Below are 19,508 nucleotides of genomic sequence, written 5' to 3' on the forward strand. Positions count from 1 at the left end.
CATCCGCCAGATGAACGCACGGTCCGTCTGTTGAATCGTTGCCCTGTTTTCTCAATGGCCGAGTGTCACGACGTACTGGATGGGAATCAGCCTGGCTCCGTCTGTTCCGCGGGAAAGGCGCGCGTGAGCCTTGCAATCGCGGCGGGCAGGCCGCGCACGCGCAGCTTCCGGCCGTGCTCGTCGTACTCCTCGGCCAGCACGGTGGTGTGCTCATACACCTCGCCGAGGCGTCCCTGGCTCGAGTACGGGATGTTCAACTGGGCCTCCACCATGGACGCCTCGAAGAAGCGGAGGATGTCCAGGCGCAGGCAGGCGACGTCCTCGGGGCGGTGGGCGGACAGCAGCACCGCGTCCGGGTGCTCGGCGCGCAGGGCGTCGCGAGCGGCCTCCTCCAGCCGGTCGCACTTGTTGAGCAACAGCTTGCTCGGCACCACGTCGGCGCCAATCTCACGCAGCACGGTCCGGGTGACCTCCAGCTGTGAGGGCCACGTCGGGTCGGAGGCGTCCACCACGTACAGAAGCAGCGACGCCTCCAGCGCCTCGTCCAGGGTGGAGCGGAACGAGGCGACCAGGTCATGCGGCAGCTTCTGGATGAAGCCCACGGTGTCGGAGACGAGCACGCGGGGGCGTGTCTCCGGATGCAGCGCGCGCACGGTGGTGTCCAGCGTGGCGAAGAGCTGGTCGGCGACCAGGACCTCGCTCCCGGTGAGCGCGCGCATCAGGGAGGACTTGCCCGCGTTGGTGTAGCCGACCAGGGCCACGCGGAGCTGCTCGCGGCGGGCGTACCGACGCTGGTCCTGCTCCTTCTCGATGGAGGCGAGCCCCGCGCGCAGCTCCGCCAGCCGGTCGCGGATCTTCCGCCGGTCCAGCTCCAGCGCGGAGTCTCCGGAGCCGCGCCCCTGCTGGCGCTCGCTCCCGCCCGAGGACTCCCTGAGCCGCGGCGCCAGGTAGCTGAGCCGGGCGATCTCCACCTGCATCCGGGCCTCGTGGCTGCGCGCGTGTCGGTGGAAGATGTCGACGATGACGCCGGTGCGGTCCATCACCGGGACGCCCGTGGCCTTCTCCAGGTTGCGAAGCTGGCTGGGCGACAGCTCGTGGTCCACCACCACCATCGTGGGCCGGGGGCCGCTCGCGTCCAGCTCGGTCTCGGACGTCTCCTCGTCCTCGGGGTCGAAATCCTCCTCGGGAGCGTCGACCGCCTCCGGCCCGTCGCCAGAGGGCTCGGGGGCGTCGTCCTCGGCGCCTTCCTCCTGGGCGGCCTCCCACTTCGCGCGGGCCTTGCTGGTCCTGTCACGCGCGCCCGACGACACGACGCCCGGGCCCCCGGTGAGCGCGGCCAGGTCCTTGAGCTTCCCCTTGCCGAGCACCGTCCCGGTGGCGAGCGCGCCCCGGCGTTGGCTCACCGTCGCCACGGCGTCGTAGCCCAGCGTGTGCACCAGCCGCGTCAGCTCCGCGAGGTCCGCGGCGTGCTCCGTGTCCGACACGGTGGGGAACTGGACGCCCACGAGGACGACAGGCGGGCGGGAGGTGGGCGGCGTCTTCGACATGGGGCCCTCGTAGCACGGTGCGGGCCCGGGGTGGGGTAGAGCTGAACCCCCTCCGGGCACCCTGGAGACACTCGCAAAGCCTTGTCTGGACTTGGAATCACGCGGAACGGGCCCGATTGATTGAAATGCGAAATTGCGTGCTCATACTTTCCGTGTGCGTGTAGAAGGCGCTTGCCCTTTCCCGGGGCCCTTCCACCAAAGGCATGTCCGTGAATAGACGATTGGCATTGCTCCTGTCGGGGCTCGCCCTGGCTTCGTGTTCCGAGCCGGAGACGAGCGAGACCGAGGACTCCGCGACCCAGGCGCAGGAGTTGCCGGGCGACCCCCTCTGCAAGTGGACTCCCGCCGCCGCGACCGCGCTCCCCGCATCCGCCGCGAGACGCTTCACGGGTGCCGCGAGCTCCCGCTCGGGCGCATCGCTCGCCGCGGGTGACCTGAATGGCGACGGTGTCCCCGAGCTCGTCATCGGCGCGCCAGGGGCCACGACGGCGCTCAAGGGCTACACCCACGTCGTTCCCCTGGGGCCGCCCCAGCCGCACCTGCTGGACATCCGCTTCTATTCGACGCGCTACGAAGGTGAGGTGGCCGCGAACAGGCTGGGGGCGGCGGTCGCGGTGGGGGACTTCGTCACGGGTCCCGCGAACGACCTGCTCATGGGCGCCCCGGGGTTCAGCACCTCGCAAGGCATTGCGTATCCCGTCGAGGGCAGCGCCATCTTCGGTGGAGACCGGCCGCTCACGTCGACGAGCCAGCGGTGGAGGGGCGTGACGACGTCCGCGGAGCAGGCGGGCACCTCGCTTGCGATTGGAGACATCACCGGGGACGGGCAGCCCGACGTCATCGTGGGGGCGCCTTTCTACGACTCGTCCGCGACGTATCAGGACACGGGTGCCATCTATGCCTTCAGCGGGGCGGTGACGACGTCCTCGAGCGGGCAGCTCGCCTCCGCGCCCATCAAGGTCCTGGGTGGACTGACGCAGACGAACTACCAGGCGGGAACGTCCGTGGCCGTGGTGGATGTGAACGGTGACGGCATCAAGGACCTGGTGGTGGGCGCGCCCCGTTATGACGTGGGCGCGGTGGCGGACGCCGGTGCGGTCTTCGTCTTCTTCGGTCCGGTGGCGGGGTTGCAGAACTTCGCGACGGCGAACGTCGTGTTGACGGGAACCGTGGCGAACGAGCTCGTGGGCTCGGCGGTGGCCAGCGCGGGAGACCTGGATGGAGACGGGTTGGAGGACCTGCTCATCGGCGCTCCGTCCACGGGCGGCATCGCGGGCAAGGCCTACCTCGTCTACGGCGGCAGTGGCGTGACGTCGTCCTCCCTGGCGGCGCAGCCGCGCTTCTCGGGCATCGCGGGAGACCTCGCGGGCTCCGCGGTCCTCGCGCCGGGGGACATGAACGGCGACGGCTTCAAGGACCTCCTCATCGGCGCTCCCGGCCATACCGCCAGCACGGGCGCCGTGTATGGAGTCTACGGCTCGGCGACGCGGTTCACGGGGAACGTCTCTCTGTCGGCGGGCGGCCGACTCATGGGGCCCGCGGCGGCCAGCGAGCTGGGCAGGTCCCTGGTGGCGCTCGGCGACGTGGACGCGGACGGCTCGGCCGACTTCGCCGTCGGCGCGCCTGGGTTCAGCAGCAACGCGGGCGCCGTCTACCTGGTGCTCGGCCATGGGCCTCGCACGTGGTTCGTCGACAACGACAGTGATGGGTTCGGAACGAGCGCGGGCTCCTCGCGCGTGTGTGGCGAGCCCGCGGCGGGGAGCCGGCGGGCGCTCACCGACGGCGACTGCGACGACACGCTCAACACCGTCTATCCAGGCGCCGATGAGCTCTGCGAGGCCACGCCGGAGTCGGAGATCGACAACAACTGTGACGGGCTGAAGGGGGATGACCCGGGCGCCAATCCGCTCAACCCCAAGGACTGGGTCCTGGACCTGGATGGCGACAGGGCCGTCTATCTCAGCACCGTGCAACTGCGCTGTGCGCCTCCGGAGAGCTCGGGCTGGATTGTCTATGGGCCCGACGTTCGACAGGAGTGCGACGCGCCGCCCGAGAACCCCGACTACACGACGGACAATGACGCCTCCATCTACCAGGGCGCGCCCGAGGTCTGCGACCTCAAGGACAACAACTGTGACGGCGCCATCGACGACGACCAGGGCCACTGGCCGTCCTGGTACCCGGACAGCGACGGTGACGGCCACGGTCGCAGCGATGCGACGGCCGTGAAGGCCTGCGCGGCTCCGCCCCAGCACGTGGCGAGCAGGACGGACTGCGACGACACCCGCGACACCACGTATCCGGGCGCCAGCGAGGTCTGCGACCTCCGGGACAACAACTGCGACGGCGCCGTGGACGAGGGCGTCCAGACCACCTTCTACCGCGACGTGGATGGCGACGGTCACGGCGTGCCGACGGCGACCACCCTGGCGTGCACCCGTCCCAATGGCTACTCCGCCGTCAGCGACGACTGCAACGACACCGGACCGAACGGACCGAGGATGTATCCGGGGGCCGCGGAGGTCTGCGATGGTCTCGACAACAACTGCAACTTCGACACCGACGAAGGCGTGAAGTCCAACTTCTTCCGTGACGCGGATGGAGACGGCTTCGGCAATCCGCTGGTCGTCGTCGTCGCCTGCTCGGCGGCGGGCCACGTCTCCAACAACCAGGACTGTGATGACTCCCGCTCCGCGGTCCGCCCGGGGGCGACGGAGGTCTGCGACGGTCGGGACAACAACTGCGACGGCGCCGTGGACGAGGGCGTGCTGAACGCCTGGTACCCGGACGCGGATGGAGACGGCGTGGGCACCAGCAACGAGACGTTCCGCGTGCTCGCCTGCACCGCGCCCCCTGGCTACGTGAACAGCAAGGTGGACTGCCATGACGGCAACGCCACGGTGAAGCCCGGCGCGCCCGAGCTGTGCGACTCCCTGGACAACGACTGCGATGGCGCCGTGGACGAGGGCATCGCCACCCGGTCCTGGTACCCGGACGCGGATGGAGATGGCTATGGCAACGGCGCCGTGAGCCCCGTGGCGTCGTGCGCGTCTCCTGGCCCCGGCTACGTCAACAACCGCACGGACTGTGACGACACCAGCGCCAGCATCAGCCCCGCGCAGTCGGAGGTCTGTGAGCTGACGGGGCCGCAGGTGGACAACAACTGCGATGGGAACACGGAGGGCGCCGTCAACGGCACCGCCTGGTACCGCGACGCGGACGGGGATGGGTACGGTGTGAAGACGGACACGCAGAAGCGGTGCGTCCGCCCCGCGGGCTACGTGGAGGATTCCAGCGACTGCAACGACGCGAACGCGAGCGTGAACCCGGGCCGGACGGAGCTGTGCGAGGCGGGGGCCTTCTCCGACCAGGTGGACAACGACTGCGACGGGGACAAGAACGACGTGGACCCGGACCTGCCGGCCTCGGCGGGCGGGACGCGGCTCTGGTACGGCGACGCGGACCGGGACGGCCACGCGGGCCCGGGCTTCAAGCTGCGCTGGTGCACCAACCCGACGAACCTGGTGGACCCCGCGACGGGCAACGTCCTGGTGCAGGGGACCTATCTGGCGACCGAGCCGGATGACTGCGACGACACCCGCTCGGGCGTCTTCCAGCGGTTGATCTGGTACGAGGACCGCGACGGTGACGGCTGCGGCAACCCGCTCGCGGGCCGCGAGTCGTGCGGCTCTCCGGCCGGGTGCGGGTTCCCGTTCGTCCTCAACAACAAGGACACCAGCGACAACAACGCCTCCGACTGTCGTCCCTGAAGTCGGCCCCCATCGTGTCCTCCACGGTGGGCCAACGTCCTCCGCGGGCTCCCCCTGCTCGCGGAGGACGTGCCAACGAGGCGGCGCTCATTTCCGCCTCGGGTCGAGCTTTCTCCAGACATGGGAGCCCTGGGTCTGGGTTTCTGTTGGATGGGGGACAGTCTTGCGAGGCCCTGTCGCCAGCGTGCCGGTGTCTGTCTTCAGCTGGGGCTTCACGACGGAGTGCCTGCTCGTGGAGCCCATGAAGACTTCTGTTCGGACGCGTCCCATTCTCGTGGTGGTGATGAGCCTGGTGCTGGGGAGCGCGCCGCTCCCGGCGAGGGCGCAGGAGCAGGGCACGGTGCGGCCCTATGTGCTGGCCGCGACCCGCCTCTACAACGACCTCGAGTACGAGCAGGCGCTGGAGCAGATCTCCCGGGCCAAGCGGCTGTCGAAGAGCCAGGCGGATGACGCGCTGTTGTCGCTCTACGAGGGCGTCATCCTGGCGGACCTGGGGCAGTCGACCTCGTCCGACGCGGCCTTCAAGGCGGCCCTGTTCCTCCAGCCGGACGCGAAGCTCCCGCTCTCCGTCTCGCCCAAGGTCTCCGAGCGCTTCGAGTCGCTGCGAGGACAGGTGAAGCGTGAGCTGGACGCGGCGGCGCCGCCGCGCGGGCAAGCAGTGGCAGCGGAGGTCTCGGATTCCAGCGCGAAGGCCTCGATGCCGCGGCGGGTGTGGTTGACGGGCGCGGTGGGGGGAGGGCTCCTGGTCGGCTCGGGCGTGACGTGGCTGATGGCGAGGGGGCAGCACTCCAAGCTGACCCAGGCGTCCGGCGCCCCCGAGACGATGTCCGGGATGAAGGACACGTCCTCGCGGGGAAGGACCTTGCAGACGGTGAGCGCGGTGCTCGCCGGCGCGGGCGTGGTGGGACTGGGCGTGGCCACGGGGCTTCACCTCTGGGGCGGAGCGTCTCGGCCCCGGGAACCCGGGGTGGTGTTGGGCACGGATGGCACCTCGGCCTTCGTCTCCGGGAGGTGGCCGTGAAGCCGTGCTCGTGGCTCGTCGTCCTGCTCTCCGGCGCCCTGGTGTTCCTCGCGGGCTGTGTCGACTTCGATGAGGGCGAGAAGACCTGGTGCCAGCGCCATCCAGACGTGTGCGTGCCCGCCTTCGAGCAGGTGCCGGCCTCGGTGCTCTACGTGGAGAAGAAGGGGACGCTGCGGCTCCAGGCGGGCGCGAAGGACCCGGCGGGTGACCCGCTCCAGTTCACCTGGTCCTCGAACGTGGGGAGCCTGGGCCAGGCTCGCGACACGGCGACGACGACGGAGGTCGAGTGGACCGCGCCGGAGTGCGTCGAGACTTCCTCGGCGACCGTCACGCTCACCGCGAGCAGCCGGTTGGGAGCGTCCACGCAGGTGACGGTCTCCGCCATCGGCATTCCGGAGTGCCCGAGGATGGGCGACACGCAGGGGCTCACGGCTGCGCGCTCGGGCCACACGGCGACGCTCCTGTACTCCGGCGTGGTGCTGGTGACCGGCGGTGAGTCCTCGGGCGCCGAACTCGATGTCTCGGAGGGCTATTCCCCCAGGGACCAGGCCTGGTCTCCGGCGGGGAGGATGGCCACGGCGCGCGTCGGACACACGGCGGTGCGGCTGTCGTCGGGCACGGTGCTGGTGACGGGGGGCCGCAACGCGAGCGGCGCGCTGAAGAGCGCGGAGCTGGTGAGCCAGGACTTCACGTGGACCGCGGCACTGAGTCCCGCGACGGCGCGCCATGGCCACGCCGCGGCCCTCCTATACAGCGGCAAGGTGCTGGTGACGGGAGGCTCCGATGACAGCGCGGTGGTCACCACCTCGGAGCTCTACTTCCCGGGGGATGGGGTCGACCCGGTGCCCAGGTGGAGCATGACCGCCAGCGCGCCCGTGGCCCGCGACCGCCCCGTGGCCACCGTCGTGGGCGCGGGGCGGAAGGTGCTGGTGACGGGAGGCACGACGGAGGGGGGCCGGTATCCGACCAGCGCGGATGTCTTTGATTCGGCGACGGAGACCTGGACGCAGCTGGACGCGGTGGGGGAGGGCCGCATCCGCCACACGGCGACGTTGCTCGCATCCGGGCGGGTGCTGGTGACGGGGGGGTGGAATGCCGGAGGGGCCCTGGGCTCGACGGTGCTGGTCGATGTGGAGAATCGGGTGGCGACCCCGGGTCCGCCCCTGGCGGCACCTCGGCACGGCCACACGGCGACGTTGCTGCGCTCCGGCCAGGTGTTGATCACCGGTGGAGTCGGTGCGGGAGGCGAGGCGCTTGCCTCGGCGGAGCTCTTCGACCCGGAGACCGGGACCTGGTCATCCACGAAGCCGCTCGCGGCGGCCCGGCGTGACCACACGGCCGTCCTGCTGGACGAGGGGCGGGTGCTGCTGGTGGGGGGCGTGGGGACCGGAGGCGCGCTGGCGTCGGCCGAGGTCTATGACCCGGGAACGAAGACGTGGACGAACACGGGGCGGCTGTTCGTGCAGCGGGGCAACCATACGGCCACGCTGCTCGCGAGCGGACACGTCCTGGTGGCGGGCGGCAGCAACAAGGTGGCCGAGACCCTCGTCTATCTCTCGTCGGTCGAGCGGTACGAGCCCGCGTCGGGGACCTGGCGCGCGTTGCCGCCCCTGCGGGTGGCGCGTGATGGCCACACCGCGACCTTGCTGACGTCGGGTGGCGTCCTGGTCGTCGGCGGCTACAACAGCAGCCACGTGGCGGAAGCGGAGCTCTTCGACCCCGCCACGGAGCAGTGGCTCCCGGCAGGCCGGCTCGAGAAGGGACGCGACCTCCACACGGCCACCCGGCTGTCCTCGGGCAAGGTCCTGGTCGCGGGAGGCCATGGGGACGACGGCTCGCTCGCCACGGCGGTGCTGTATGACCCTGCCACGGGGAGCTGGGCTCCCACGGGCACGATGACGACGGCGCGCAGCGCCCACACCGCGACCCTGCTTCCCTCGGGCAAGGTGCTGGTGACGGGCGGCTATTCGGACACGTCGGGCACGGCGGCACCGCTCCAGGGCGCGGAGGTCTACGACCCGACGACGGAGCGGTGGTCCCCCGTGAAGGACCTCACGTTCAAGCGCGGCAGCCACACGGCGACGCTCCTGCCGTCGGGGAAGGTGCTGGTGGCCGGGGGCTATTCGGAGAAGCTGGACCAGGGCGCGCTGGCGACCGCGGAGCTCTACGACGAGGTCACCGGGACGTGGACCGAGACCCCGTCCTTCGTGGAGGGGCGGGGTGCGCATACCGCCACGCTCCTTCCCTCCGGGAAGGTGCTCATCGCGACGGGCCATGGTGGTTTCGAGGACCGGTTCTACCTCTCGCCTTGCGAGCTGTATGACCCGGCCACCGGGCAGTGGTCGCCCACCAGCGGCGTGTTGACGCCTCGCGAGAACGCCACGGCCACCTTGCTGCCCCTGGGGAAGGTGCTGGTGGTGGGAGGGTATGGCTACAACGGCGGGGTCCACTGGGAAGCGGAGCTGTTCATGCCGTGAGCGCGCCCGCTACATGCAGCTCGCGCAGAAGAGCCGGCCCTGCTTGCGACCGCCGCGGACGCCGCGTCGCAGGCCCTTCACCAGCTTCATCAGCCCGCCGGCCACTTCGCTCCACGAGGGCATGGGGAAGCCGCCGATCAACACGTTGGGCTGCCCCAGGACGATGGCGCCGAAGTCCGGGATGAGGCCCGGGTCCTTGCCCACCATCATCGACAGGGCCATGGCGGCCGCGTCCGCGGCGAGCTGGGCGGCGGCCACGGCGGCGCCTATCGCCTGCCCCGCGGCGGTGGCGGCGCTGGCGGCGGCGGCGTTCGCGGAGTCGGCGGCGGCCGCCTCGGCGCTCGAGTGCGCCGAATCCATGGCGCTCGTCACCACCCCGAGCGCGCCGGCCGCCATCCCCGCCGCCGCCATCACCTTCGCCAGCTTGCTCATCCCTCCCGCGGATGGCGTGCAGTGCTTGGTGATGTCGCCCATGCGCGCGGCCCGCGAGCCGCCGATGAAGACCTTGCTCGAGCCCGTGAAGACCTCCAGCGGCGGCATGAAGCTGCCGCACGTCACAGCCAGGCCCACGTCCCCCGCGCGCGCGGCGGGCAGGCCGTTGATGAGCACGGACACACAGCCGCTGAGCAGCACCGTGCCGATGCTGGGCAGCGGGATGGGCGGCGCCGGAGGGATGAGGCTCGGAGGATGGGCGTGCGGGTGGGGCAGGCCCACGTGCAGCGCGGTGAGCGTCGCCGCCGGCAGCGCGGGGAACAGGGCGGCGAGGGGCGCGGTCGCCAGCGCGAAGCCCGTGTTGAGCAGCTCCACCGGCGCGTTGATGAGGCCCAGCACGCCCCCCAGCGCCTGGTTGACGGCGCCCACCGCCCCCTGGTGCGCGGGCGGCGCCTGCCGGAAGGGGTCCGTGGTCCGGTTGACCACCGAGGCGAACGAGTCGACCGCGACGTTCTCCCCCGTGGGCTGCATGAGCGGCGGTGCGGGCTGGGGGGGCTGCTGCGCGTCGCGGACCGCGCTGTTCGCGGAGGTGCTGGCCCTGGGGTTGCTCATGTCTGGCCTTCCCTCGGCAGGCTTTGGAGTTCCTTCTTGCAGGCGCGCTGCTCCGTCACCATCCCCGCTTCGCCATACACCTTCTCCAGCCGCTGGAGCACGGACCTCAGCCTCGCAGTGTACTCCACGGAGCGACAGAACGCCGCCGCGCCCGTCCACGTCACCACGGCCTTGCCCAAATCCTTGCGCAGGTAGCGCGCGAGCCCCAGCTTCTCCAGGGCGTCCGCCTTGGGATAGGGGTTGAGCGCCTTGGCGGCCACCCTGTCGGTGATGTCGAAGTACCCCTCCGCCTCCGTGTACTGCTTGAGCTCCATGCTCACGTCCCCCGCGGCCATGGACAGGTTGATGAGGATGGGGAGCGCCAGGGTGTTCACCGCCACCGCCAGCCCCTGCTGGTAGCGCTCCTTGGCCAGCGCGAGCTTGCCCACCGCCCGCAGCACGTCGCCAGCGCCTTGCAGACACAGCGCCTGCAATTCCTTCAGCCCCTGCTCGGCGTAGTACGTGTGGAGCAGCCCATACTTCTCCAGCGCGGCCGGGTAGCGCTTGTGCGCGTAGTCCAGCGCGGCCAGCTGGAGCAGGGCCTGCATCCGCTCGGGGACGGGGAGGGCGGGGTCCACCGACTCCTGCGCCAGGCTGTCCGTCAGCGCCGCGGTGCTCAGGTCCGGCTCGTACACGAGCACGCCCGGCACCTGGAGCTTCCTGAGCGCGGGCACGAGGAAGGGCGGCTCCTTCTCATCGCGCACGATGATGCGCAGCGAGCGCATCCAGGGCTGGAAGCCGTCGTGTGGCAACAGCTGCCCCACCAGGTGGGAGTAGCCCGTCCGGTCCTCGATCTTCATGGGCACGAGCGCCCAGACGAGCCGGTGGTCCCCATCCGGAGGCAGCAGGCCCCGCACGTGCTCGATGGCGGAGCGCAGCCGTGCGCCCGGACTCTCGCGAGGGTCCTGACAGCGGCCGGGCAGTGCGGGCCAGGGGGCCTCGCCGTTCTGCTTGCGGGTGAGGTTGGCGCCCTCCAGCTGCGCCTCCAGGTTGGCCAGCACGTCGGTGACGTATTGCGTGGCGGAGCGGGCCTCGTGCGCGAAGAGGAGGAAGAGGTCCGAGGGCGTCTCCTCGTCCAATCCCTTGAGTGTCTTGTGGACCCAGGCCGCCTCGGCCTCGTGACAGCCGATGACGAGCAGCAGGTGGTCTCGCTGGTCCACGAAGCCACCGAGTGTGTCTTGGAGTTCCTGGAGCTTGCGCCGCATGGTTTTGATGAGTGTAACCCCACCGTGCCTGTCCAGACGAGACGCTCCGTCAAATGCTCGCGGCACTATCTGTCCGGGCTCGCTCCGCGATATGAAAGGCCTCTCAGGAAGGCTCCGATTGACAGGGGGGAGGCCTCGTGTCCGATTCACCCGACGACGTGCTGCGCAAGGTCGAGCAGACGGCGCAAGTGGTCAGCGAGTCGCAGGAGGCCGCGCGGCAGGCTCGGGCCGGCGAGCTGCCCGCCCAGGCGACGAAGCCGCTGGAGAGCGCCCTGCGCCAGGTTCCCGCAGTTCAGCAGGCGACACAGCAGGCGCAGCGCGCCCGACAGGCCGTGCAGCAGGTGAGCGCCGTGGCCCAGGGCGTCCTGGGCGCCACGGGGGGGCTGGAGGCCCTTTCCGAGCTGGCGCGCGCCATCGGCGGAGGGACGCCCCTGGACAAGGTGCGCTTCTCCTTCCAGTCCAGCGCGGACCCCTCGGCGGACTGGCGCGTGGTGGAGCTGCACTCGCGCGAGGGGCTCTCCGAGCTCTACACGTGCACGGTGGACCTGGCCAACGAGCACCTGGACGCGGACGTGGACGGGCTGCTCGGCTCGTCCGCCGAGGTGCTCATCGCGCACGACGCGGGGGCGCGGCGGCTGTGCGGCATCGTCCACCGGGTGGAGCACCTGGGCACGCAGGCCGGGCATCTGCTGGCGCGCGCGCACGTGGTGCCCGCGCTCTGGGCGCTCTCGCAGCGCAAGGACCAGCGCATCTTCCAGGAGAAGAAGGTCCCGGAGATCCTCGAGGAGGTGCTCACCCAGGCGCTGCGGCCCTTCGAGCGGCCGTTCCGCCTCGAGCTCAACCGCGAGTACCTGCCGCGCGAGTACTGCGTGCAGTACCACGAGTCGGACCTGGACTTCGTGCTGCGGCTGATGGAGGAGGAGGGCATCTTCTTCTACTTCGACCACTCGGGGGACAAGGAGGAGCTGGTGCTCGTCGAGGAGAACGAGCAGAGCCCCACCTGCGAGGCGGTGCTGGGGACGCCCATCACCGTGAAGGGCCCGGAGGCGACCACGGCCTCGGACGAGTGCCTGCGGCACTTCGACTTCTCCCAACAGCTGCACACCACCAGCGTGGTGGTGCGCGACTTCAACTGGACGCATCCGGACTACGACCTGACGCGCGAGTCGCGCGCCAAGGACGCGATGGGCAAGGAGCGCGAGTCCTACGAGTACCCCGCGCCGCTGTTGGGGCCCTATGACAGCGGGGAGAAGAAGTACCAGTACGAGCCGGCCCAGAAGCAGGAGCTGCTGCGCCGGCAGGCCTTCCACGCGGAGGGCAAGCGCGGGCGGGGCGTGGGGTACGTCACCGGCTTCACGCCCGGCTACATGTTCGAGCTGACGGGCCACGGTCACGCCGCGCTGGACCAGTGGTACCTGCTCACGCGCGTGGAGCACCACGGCGACGCCTCCGAGGAGCTGACGAGCGACTCGCTGTCGCTGCGCCGCGAGGGGCCGCCGCGGGAGCGCTACCACAACACCTTCGAGTGCGTTCCGCTGGACGTGCCCTTCCGGGCGGAGCGTCGGCGGCCGCGCGCGCGGATGGCGGGCCTGCAGACGGCGACGGTGGTGGGCCCGGCGAGCGAGGAGATCCACACCGACGAGCACGGCCGCATCAAGGTGCAGTTCCACTGGGACAGGCAGGGCAAGCGGGACGAGAAGAGCTCCTGCTTCCTGCGGGTGGTGCAGGCCTGGGCGGGCCTGGGCTGGGGGTTCATCTTCCTGCCGCGCATCGGCATGGAGGTGCTGGTGGACTTCCTGGAGGGAGACCCGGACCGGCCCGTGGTGGTGGGCAGCGTCTACAACGGGAAGAACAAGCCGCCGTACGCGCTGCCGGAGCACAAGACGCGCAGCACCATCCGCACCTCCAGCTCCAAGGACAGCGACGGCTTCAACGAGCTGCGCTTCGAGGACGCCAAGGAGGCGGAGGAGATCTTCCTGCACGCCCAGAAGGACTTCAACGAGGTGGTGCTCAACAACCACTCCACCTCGGTGAAGGCGAACCAGACGAACTCGGTGGACGGCTCGCAGACGGAGACGGTGGGCGGGGACCAGGCCATGACGGTGCATGGCCAGCGCACCAAGACGGTGGACAAGGACGAGACGACCACGGTGCACGGCAAGCGCACCGAGACGGTGGACAAGGACGAGACCATCACCATCACCGGCGCGCGCACCGAGGACGTGACGGGCAAGGAGAAGCTCTCCCTGCACGCGGGGCGGGATGCCACCGTCAACACGCTGGAGAAGCTCACCGTCACCGGCAACCGACAGGAGAGCATCCAGGGCAAGGACTCGCTGGACGTCACGGGGGACAAGTCCGAGCACGTCGCCAAGAACTACGTGATGACGGGAGACGTCCAGCTCCAGGCGGTGCAGGGCGAGTGCAGCGTCACGCTGAAGGACAGCATCACGGTGGAGGGGACCAGCAAGAAGATCGCCCTGCACAACAGCTCGGGCCAGGTGGTGTTCGACGGGAACAAGATTGAAGTCACGGCGACGAAGGAGCTGTCGCTCGTCTGTGGCGCTGCGAGCATCAAGCTCAAGAGCGACGGCACGGTGGAGATCAACGGCGCCAAGGAAGTGAACGTGGGGGCGCAGCAGAGCACGCTGAAGCTCGAGGCCGCGGGAGGCTCGCTGTCGGCGCCCAAGCTGACGTCCTCGGCGGTGGGCATCCACGAAATCACCGGCGCGCTCATCAAGATCAACTGACGAGGTCTCCATGCAAGGCCGCGTGGCAGTGGGGCACCCCATCGACGTGGCATCGGGGGTGTTGTTCAACACCTGGATGGACCTGAGTCTGCCCGGGCGGGTCCCCCTGATGGTGGAGCGCTACTACAGCACCGCGCTGCTGGGGAGCACCGTGGGCCCCGCGCTGCTCGGCCCAGGGTGGCGGCTGGGCTTCCAGATGGCGCTGCGCCAGACGCTCGAGGGATTCGTCTACGTCAACAACGAGGGCGCGGAGCTGGCGCTCGAGGACGCGACGAACGCCTTCGAGAAGACGGGACGGCTGCTCTCGCCCTCCTCGGGCCTGGAGCTGCGACGGCAGGCGGACGACAGCCTGCTGCTCATCCGCTACGCCAACGAGCCCCATCCGCTGCGGCTCGTCTTCGAGAAGCAGTCCAAGGGCGTGCACTACGTCCTGCGAGAGCTGCGGGGGACCGAGCAGAGCCGGGTGGACCTCTCGTACAACTCCCTCGCCCAGCCCATCCGGCTGGTGCAGACGCGCACGAACAAGGCGCTGCGGCTGCGCTATGGCACCAGGGGCCTGCTCGAGTCCATCTCCCTGGAAGGCGAGTCGGGGCCGCCTCGCGTGGCCTACGAATACGACGGACAGGGCCGGCTGTGGCGTGTGCGGGACAGGCAGGGCGTGCTGGCGGTGTACGAGTACGACGCCCGGGCGCGAATGGTGTCCGAGAGCAAGTTCACGGGGGCCGTCTTCCGCTTCGCCTACGACGATGCGGGCCGCTGCATTCACGCCACCGGCACGGACCATTACGAGGAGCGCTGGCTCGAATACCAGCCGGGCCGGCGCATTACCCGCGTCCGCGACAGCCACGGCGAGGTGACGGTCTACGAGTACAACATCGCGGGGCAGGTCACCTCGGTCCGCTCGCCCTTGGGCGCGCTGACGGCCTACGAGTTCGACGACGCCGGGCGGCTGGTGGCTGAGACGGACGCCAACAAGGTCCGCGCGGAGCGGGAGTACGACGCGCTCGGGCGGTACTGTGCCGCGCACTTCCCCGGAGGCAAGCAGGTCCGGCTCCAGCATGACGACGAGCATCGGCCCGTGGCGCTCATCGACCCGCTGGGCCAGCTCTGGCGCTACACCTACGACGCGCAGAACAACCTCACGGGGATCCTGGAGCCCACCGGGCTGACGTGGCGCCTGGAGTTCAATCCCCAGGGCGAGTGCCTGGAGGTGACGAACCCGCTGGGACACGTCTTCCGTCTGGAGCGGGACCGGCTGGGCCGCCCCGTGCGGCGCATCGACTGGGAGGGCAACGTCTGGAGTACGGAGTTCGACGCGGATGGCTGGGTACTCGCGGAGGTGGACCCGCTGGGCCAGCGCACCGAGTTCCAGCGCGATGCCGCCAGCCGCGTCACGAGCATCCTCCCTCCGGACGGGCGTGCCTGGCACTTTGAGTACGACGCCGGGGGGCGCGTCGTGCGCTACCAGGCGCCGGACGGAGGGGTCACCCGGCTTCGCACCAGCAGCTGTGGTCACCTGCTGGAGAGCGTGGACGCGCGCGGCGGGGTGACGACCTACCGCTGGGACAGCGAGCCCAACCGGCTGTTGGAGATACGAAACCCGCTGGGAGAGACGTACCGGCGTGAGTTTGACGCGGACGGGCGGCCGGTGTCGGAGACATTCTGGGATGGCAGGTCCGTTCGCTACGAGCGCGACGGGGTGGGCAACTGCACCGCCATCATCTCCTCCTCGGGTGCGAGGACCGAGTACGCCTACGACGAATGGTGCAACGTCCTGCGCCGCGTGGCACCGGATGGTGTCGAGACGAAGTACGCGTATGACGCCAACCGGCTCCTGACGGGCGTGGAGTCCGGCGTGAAGGTCGCGTTCGAGCGCGACGTCTACGGCAACATCCTCGGGGAGAGCCTGGACGGGCAGCGCATCACGAATACCTATGACGCGATGAGCCGGCGCACGCAGATGACGCCTCCTTCGGGGGAGCCCGTCCGCTACGCTTGGAGTCGCAACGGGGACTGCCTCGCCATCCAGCGAGGGAGCGCGGTGGTGGAGTTCGTGCGCGATGCTCTCGGCCGGGAGGTCCGGCGGGTGCTGCCCGGTGGCGGTGTGCTGGAGACCCGCTACGACGCGATGTCGCGACTGCTCGAGCAGGCCTACCATCCGCCGGGCTGGGTGGACCGTGGGCTCGATTGGCCCCCCACGCCTGGGGATCCGGACGCGGTGGCGCCGTTCAAGCGGTGCTATCACCATGACGACTTCGGCCACCTGTCGCGCACGGAGGATTCGCTGCGTGGACTGAGCCTGTTCAAGCACGATGCCACCGGTCGGCTGACGCAGGTTCTGCGGCCTGGAGGGACCTCGGAGGCATACGAGTACGACGCCTCGGGCAACCGGATGGCGCACGCGCTGCTGTCCTGGGAGCAGCCCGATGTCCCCGAGCGGGCCGTCACCCGACTCGCGTACGAGAAGGGCAGCCGCCTCGCGTCGGTCCAGAGTGCGCGGCGCGCCGAGTCGCACGCCTACGACGACGAGGGGCGGCTGGTGGCCCGGTATGTCCGCGAGGACGAGGGGCCCGAGCAGGTCTGGCGCTATGGCTGGACGGGCTCCAGTGAGCTGGCGTCGGTGGTGCGGCCGGACGGCGAGTCGTGGACGTATGTCTATGACGGCCTGGGGCGGCGTATCGCTCGGCGCGGACCTCGGGGAGAGCACCGATATTTGTGGGATGGAGAGGTCATCCTCCAGGAGGATGACCCGCGAGGCGCCGTGAGGCAGTGGTTGTTCGAACCGAACAACCACCGGGCCGTGTTGCTGGCTGACGCGGGGCTGCACTTCGTCCTTCCGGATGGGGTGGGTGGTGCCTCGGAGGTCGTCACTCCGGAGGGACGGCTGGAGTGGGTGAGCCGCCAGGGCACCTGGTCCGAGCCGGGGCCCGACGCGGGTGCCTTCCCGCTGCGCTTCCCTGGCCAGTGGTACGACGCGGAGACCGGCTGGCACTACAACCGCTACCGCTACTACGCGCCGGAGACGGGCCGGTACATCAGCCCGGACCCCATCGGCCTGGTGGGTGGACACAACCTCTATGCTTATGTGCCCAGTCCGCTGGAGGCCATCGACCCCTCGGGGCTCTCCGCCCGCTACCCCAGCGGCGGCCCGTTCCAGTACGACGGTGGCCGCAACTACTCCGGCGTGGGACGCAACAACCACCCCACGACCGGCAACCAGGATGCCTTCACGACGCCGGGGGGAAAGTGCATGGCGGTGGTCTCCCACAACGGGCAGAGCCAGGCGTTCATCAGCGGCGTTCCGGACGGCGCGGTCAATGGCTCACACCCCCGGACCGCGGGCAATGACTTCAGTGGCCCTGTCACAGTTCATCCGGCGGTCCGCGAAGCCACCTCCGGCGGGATGAATGGCAACTGGACGCATGCGGAAATGCACGCGATGAGCCACATCCTCCACAACCCGGGGGCCTACCAGGGAGGGCCGGTGGTGCTGCATATCGACCGGCCGCCGTGTCGGCACGGACAGTCCGGCAGAGGCAGTTGCGACCACGCGCTCCACGGGCTGGTGCATCAAGCCCGCGCGAATGGCGTGGACCTGCACGTCACATATCGCGACTCCAAGGGGCGAATCAGGACGTATTGTTGACGAGTCGTTCCGGGATGCCGCGCATGTGCGCCGTGGGAGGGTCGATGCAGCCAGTGAAGAACAACCAAGTGGACGCCGTGCGTCGGGACGCCGGTCAACTGCGGAGGCTCTGTGAGCAATTGCTTCCCAGGTTCGCCTCCACTCGCCATCCCGTGCGGTTGTCCGAGCGAGCGCCCACGCTCGTCCGGGCCTTCTGGGAGGAGCTCGGTTACAGCCCGGCCTTGAAGTTCCTCGTCAGCTCTCCCGAGGACGAGGAGGTGCTCGCCGCCACCCGGTTGTTGGAGAAGTGGCGCGGCAAGGCTTCGCGGCGGAAGGGACCTGGGGTCGAAGCGGAGGCCGGGCTCGTGCCCGCGTCCTTCCGGGTGGTGTCCGTGAATGCGGAGGAGCACGAGCTGTTCATCGCGGACGAGTCGGGAGGTGACGTCGACCCTCCGGTCCTGGTGCTCTCGTCCGGAGGGCTGGAGCGGATGAAGTTCAGCGACAGCTACCTCCGCTTCGTCACGCTGGAGATCCTCCGCCTGGCGTTCTCGGTGGGCCCCACCCGGTGCACGATGGCGTTCAGTCCACCGCTGGTGGGGACGCCGGCCTTCCCAGTGCTCGCGCCCTCGGCGCTGAGCTTGGGGGAGGGCCTCTGGAAGATTGTCCCCGAGCCGGCCGTGGGCCCGGTGGGCGAGCCCGCGGAGTTCATCGGCTATACCTCGCTGGACCGCTTCGTCTCCTACCTCCATGGGCTCTGCGAGCACGCCATCTCCTACACGGGACGTCCTCGTGGGGACCTCGTCACCGTCGAAGGCGTTTCCGACGAGTCGATGCAGGCGCTGGCGTTGAAGTGGTTCTCGTGGACCTTCCAGAAGCGGCCCCAGCGTCTGGGGGTCGGGAAGGTGGGCGGAGTGGAGGTCAGCGTCGATCCCATCGGACCTCAGATGTACTGCTTCCGTGTGACGCCCGAGGCACGCAAGGCCCTGCTGAAGTGGGTCGAGAAGCAGGGGTTCCGGGTGAGGGATGTCACTCCGTGGAAAGAGCAGTTCGCCATTCCTGGCGGCGTTTCGTTCGATTGACCCACGCAGATGCGGCCCGAAGAGCGTGAGCGCTTGCGAGAAGAATCACGGCGATGGTCGGATTGGCTGGCCCGGTGGTTACCGCACTACCGTCAGACACGGCGCAAGGTGACGCTCTCGCCCGAGACCCCCGAGGGCATCCGGCTCTTCTGGGACGCGGTCGGATATGGTGCTGCGATGAAGCCGTTCGTCGCCTCACCCGTGGAGGCGGCGGGGCAGCGCCGCGTGCGCTCGGTGTTGGCCCGCTGGCGTCGGCAGCATGAGCCCGGTGCTGGCGTGGCGGAAGTTCTTCCCGCGCGCTTCCGGCTGGTGGAGGAACTGGAGGGCGGGTTTCGCATCACGGATGAGTCCGGGGACGGCGATGATGCGCCCGTGATGGATGTGTCGGAGTCCGCCTCGGAGCCGATGCTGTACTCCCCGAGCTATCTCTACTTCGTCTCGAACGCCTTGCTCCGCGTGGCGCTGTCCACCTGGGAGCACGCGCGAATCACGCTCAGGCCCGACGAGGGGCCAAGGCCCTTTCCCTTGTTGCAGCCGAACCTGGCGCAGCTCGAGGAAGAACTCCTCGCCTGGTCGGATGACGCGTCTCCGTCGGCGGTGGCGAATCAGGTCGCCTACCGCTCGTTCCGAGGCCTCATCCACTTCGTGCGAAGCCTCGACGGGCGGATGCTGCGCAACTGCGAGCGTCCTCCGGGGCAGGTGATTTCATGCACGGGGCTGTCGTCACTCTCCACCTTGTTGTCCTCGCTCCGCCACTTCGAGCTCCCGGACTCGCGTCTCGGGGACCACTGGGTCGGTGACGTGGGAGGCCTCTCGATGTGGCTGGGGCGCGACCGCTCCCGCTCCTCCGAGGACTTCGAGGTGGGCGTGGGGCCCGAGGAGCGGGAGCGAGCCATCGCCTGGCTCGCCGCGCAGGGCGCCCGCATCCTTCAGGCCCCGCCTCCGTGCTGA

General features: G+C 69.7%; 10 protein-coding genes. 7 read left to right on the forward strand and 3 right to left on the reverse strand.

Annotation, left to right across the window (positions count from 1 at the left end):
* Positions 1-86 precede the first annotated feature (86 nt).
* Positions 87-1,547, reverse strand: coding sequence for a GTPase HflX (hflX, locus tag K8640_RS14000; protein WP_223747496.1), 1,461 nt, complete (start codon positions 1,545-1,547; stop codon positions 87-89).
* A 221-nt stretch (positions 1,548-1,768) separates the two neighbouring features.
* Here hflX and K8640_RS14005 point away from each other — a divergent pair, with 221 nt between their 5' ends.
* From K8640_RS14005 to K8640_RS14015, 3 genes are all read left to right on the forward strand, one after another.
* Positions 1,769-5,317, forward strand: coding sequence for a MopE-related protein (locus K8640_RS14005; RefSeq protein WP_223747497.1), 3,549 nt, complete (start codon positions 1,769-1,771; stop codon positions 5,315-5,317).
* A gap of 241 nt (positions 5,318-5,558) precedes the next feature.
* Positions 5,559-6,338: a hypothetical protein gene (locus tag K8640_RS14010; protein ID WP_223747498.1), complete on the forward strand. Its 780-nt coding sequence runs from the start codon at positions 5,559-5,561 to the stop codon at positions 6,336-6,338.
* Positions 6,335-8,815: a kelch repeat-containing protein gene (locus K8640_RS14015; RefSeq protein WP_223747499.1), complete on the forward strand. Its 2,481-nt coding sequence runs from the start codon at positions 6,335-6,337 to the stop codon at positions 8,813-8,815. The genes K8640_RS14010 and K8640_RS14015 overlap by 4 nt, the downstream gene beginning before the upstream one ends.
* 9 nt (positions 8,816-8,824) lie before the next feature.
* Here the strand turns inward: K8640_RS14015 and K8640_RS14020 are convergent, their stop codons facing one another.
* Complete coding sequence (locus tag K8640_RS14020; protein ID WP_141326449.1) at positions 8,825-9,859, reverse strand: PAAR domain-containing protein; 1,035 nt, start codon at positions 9,857-9,859, stop codon at positions 8,825-8,827.
* Complete coding sequence (locus K8640_RS14025) at positions 9,856-11,103, reverse strand: tetratricopeptide repeat protein (RefSeq protein ID WP_223747500.1); 1,248 nt, start codon at positions 11,101-11,103, stop codon at positions 9,856-9,858. The genes K8640_RS14020 and K8640_RS14025 overlap by 4 nt, the downstream gene beginning before the upstream one ends.
* 137 nt (positions 11,104-11,240) lie before the next feature.
* Between K8640_RS14025 and K8640_RS14030 the strand changes: the two genes are divergently transcribed.
* Genes K8640_RS14030 through K8640_RS14045 form a run of 4 tightly spaced genes read left to right on the forward strand, consistent with a single transcriptional unit; the run spans position 11,241 to position 19,508 of the window.
* Complete coding sequence (locus K8640_RS14030) at positions 11,241-13,853, forward strand: type VI secretion system tip protein TssI/VgrG (protein WP_223747501.1); 2,613 nt, start codon at positions 11,241-11,243, stop codon at positions 13,851-13,853.
* A 10-nt stretch (positions 13,854-13,863) separates the two neighbouring features.
* Complete coding sequence (locus tag K8640_RS14035; protein ID WP_223747502.1) at positions 13,864-17,499, forward strand: RHS repeat-associated core domain-containing protein; 3,636 nt, start codon at positions 13,864-13,866, stop codon at positions 17,497-17,499.
* Between the two features lie 44 nt (positions 17,500-17,543).
* Entirely contained in the window at positions 17,544-18,557 is a 1,014-nt protein-coding gene (locus K8640_RS14040) for a hypothetical protein (protein ID WP_223747503.1), read from the forward strand.
* Between the two features lie 33 nt (positions 18,558-18,590).
* Entirely contained in the window at positions 18,591-19,508 is a 918-nt protein-coding gene (locus K8640_RS14045) for a hypothetical protein (RefSeq protein WP_141326440.1), read from the forward strand.

The organism is Myxococcus sp. XM-1-1-1, from assembly GCF_020037095.1.
In the GTDB taxonomy this organism is placed as follows: domain Bacteria; phylum Myxococcota; class Myxococcia; order Myxococcales; family Myxococcaceae; genus Myxococcus; species Myxococcus fulvus.